Annotated in this window: 4 protein-coding genes; all 4 read right to left on the reverse strand. The window is 48.8% G+C overall.

What is annotated here, in order from left to right:
- Positions 1-527 (reverse strand): AAA family ATPase (locus NZ772_17400; protein MCS6815333.1); only part of this gene is annotated, 527 nt, incomplete at its 3' end.
- A gap of 322 nt (positions 528-849) precedes the next feature.
- Positions 850-1,623 (reverse strand): 1-(5-phosphoribosyl)-5-[(5-phosphoribosylamino)methylideneamino]imidazole-4-carboxamide isomerase, encoded by a 774-nt coding sequence (gene hisA / locus NZ772_17405; GenBank protein ID MCS6815334.1) that lies wholly within the window; start codon positions 1,621-1,623, stop codon positions 850-852.
- Between the two features lie 318 nt (positions 1,624-1,941).
- Entirely contained in the window at positions 1,942-2,094 is a 153-nt protein-coding gene (locus NZ772_17410) for a hypothetical protein (protein ID MCS6815335.1), read from the reverse strand.
- A 152-nt stretch (positions 2,095-2,246) separates the two neighbouring features.
- Positions 2,247-2,408: a Uma2 family endonuclease gene (locus NZ772_17415; protein ID MCS6815336.1), complete on the reverse strand. Its 162-nt coding sequence runs from the start codon at positions 2,406-2,408 to the stop codon at positions 2,247-2,249.
- Positions 2,409-2,412 lie beyond the last annotated feature (4 nt).

Here is a 2,412-nt window from a genome sequence, read left to right on the forward strand (position 1 = left end):
TTCCAGCTAGTAAAGCGCTCTGTAGGGTAGTAAAAATGCCGTTCTAGGTAGTACTGGGTAATGAGCGTGGGCGTACCTAGTAACTCTAAGACCTTGAGGATTGTAACTTCTTGAAATCGAGTCAGCACATAGTCGATGGGAATTGCGGCACGACTAACCACGTGGGTAATGGGTGTTTCTGTGCTCAGTACATCTCGGTGTCGATAATCTGGAGTTGGCGGCTGGGGTGTGATGTAGTCTAAAAATTCATCTAACTCATACCGACTGTTATCGGAAATAGCATGGAGCAAGTTTGCCCACCAACTATAGTTGGTACGCCCTAGGGCATCAGCAACATGACTCAGGGCATTGATGCCCTTTTGAGCCATGCCCCAAAAGTCATGAGTGACTAATTGTAAGAAAAAGGCAGGATCGAACTGACGATGAAGGGGTCGCCAGCCTGATCGCAGCAACCCCTGTCCCTGGGAGTTATTTCCCCTCATTCCGTAGTCATCATCACCGTAATAATGCGAAAACCCAAAGCTCATAGCGGCGCTAATCCAGCTAAACCATGTTAATTCACGACCACTGCAATCAAGATGTGATTAAGGCTATCCGTACTAGATAGGTTCTAATATACTAGTCCTTGGTAGCATTTCCCCTAGTCTAACAACTGTTTAGGAGAAGATGGCTGGCACATAAGGTTGTTATGTAAATTTGTTACATAGGGTTGTTACACAAAATGCTTACAGAGTGACAGTTTAACAACTGTTTAGGGGAAGACGGCTGGCACGCAAGGTTGCTATGTGAAGTTGTTACATAAGGTTGTTACACAGAATGCTTACAGAGTGACCCTGCCTGAGAGAGATGCTACGCAAAGGCTGAGGAACCAAAATCAGGAGGAATATCTTGCCAGCGTCCGGAGCCAACTGCTCGCAAGGCTTCCTTTAAGGACACGTCTCCAGTATATAGAGCGCGCCCAACGATCGCCCCAACTACGCCTAGAGGTGCCAACGCTAGTAAGCTTAATAGATCAGTGATAGTGCTGACACCCCCTGAGGCAATCACAGGCACCGTTACTGCCGAGGCTAGTTCGCGCAGCGCCTCCAGATTTGGCCCTTGCAGAGTACCATCCCGGTGAATGTCTGTATAGATAATAGCGCTAACTCCCTGAGCTGCCATCTGTGTTGCTAGATCCACAGCTCGCACCTGAGAGGTTTCTAACCAGCCCTTGGTTGCCACCCAACCATCGCGGGCATCAATACCGACTACGATCTGATTGGGATACTGAAGACAGAGTTGTGCTATCAGCTCTGGGTGTTCTACTGCCGCTGTGCCCAGAATCACCCGCTGCACACCCCTGTCTAACAGGGTCGCTACTTGTTCAGCCGTCCGCAGTCCACCCCCTACCTGCACGGGCACATCCACTGCCCTGATGATCGCCTCAATTACTCCCAAATTCACGAGTTGCCCAACTTTAGCTCCGTCTAGATCCACCAAATGCAGGCGTGTAGCTCCTTCGGCTGCCCATTGCCGCGCCACTGAAACCGGGTTTTCGTTAAAGGTTTGGGCTTGGGTATAGTCACCCTGATATAGACGGACGCATTTGCCGTTGAGAATATCGATCGCAGGAATAATTTCCATAATGGTGTCACTAGCCCGATAACTATTCAATGGTAATGCATAGCAACTGTCATTAGTTGCTGGTCACTGACTGGTCACGTATCTGTCTGACAGAAAAAATGTGCTGATCATCACCAACATGTCCTGAGATAAGATTGCAACTGGCTGCTATCACCAGTTAACGTAAGTGAGGGTCTTCAACACAGTGATGGCTACTAATTCTAGGGGCAGATAAGGTTGATGATTTCCCTGGAGAACGGTGTTTGTTCTCTCTATAGAGATTGCTCCATATTACTCCCCTGCTTTCTGCTGCAACAAATTGCCGACCTCACCCGACAGCTATAACCCCGCATCACGCACCTGTTGGATGGCAGTAGCTACCAAGGGAATTGATCCATGTCGTTTTGCTAGCACTAAGGCTCCACCTGTTCCGATGGTGAAAATTCCTATCGGCAGGATCTCGTAATAGCCCTGCTGGTCGGGGATAGCCAACTAATAGTGACCTCTGACTAACTCGTACAGCTCTAGACTAGCCTTTTCCACCTCGTAAATGCCATAGAAGGGAATACGGCTGGCCTGTTTATAGACCCAAAACTTGCCCAGTTTGCTATCGGCAGTTCAACCCTGCATCGTTTGCTGCAACTTCACTTCAAGAGCGTAGCTACCGATATGGTGAATCCTGGCAACACCTGTTGGGTCGTCACCATCGCTTCTCCACTCAACAAAACTTGCTGCTGCGCCGTAATCACCATTACCCACTGGCTTTCTGGCATCACCAACCAAACCTCTTGACATCCAGACTGCAAATAT

Source organism: Cyanobacteriota bacterium (genome assembly GCA_025054735.1).
In the GTDB taxonomy this organism is placed as follows: domain Bacteria; phylum Cyanobacteriota; class Cyanobacteriia; order SKYG9; family SKYG9; genus SKYG9.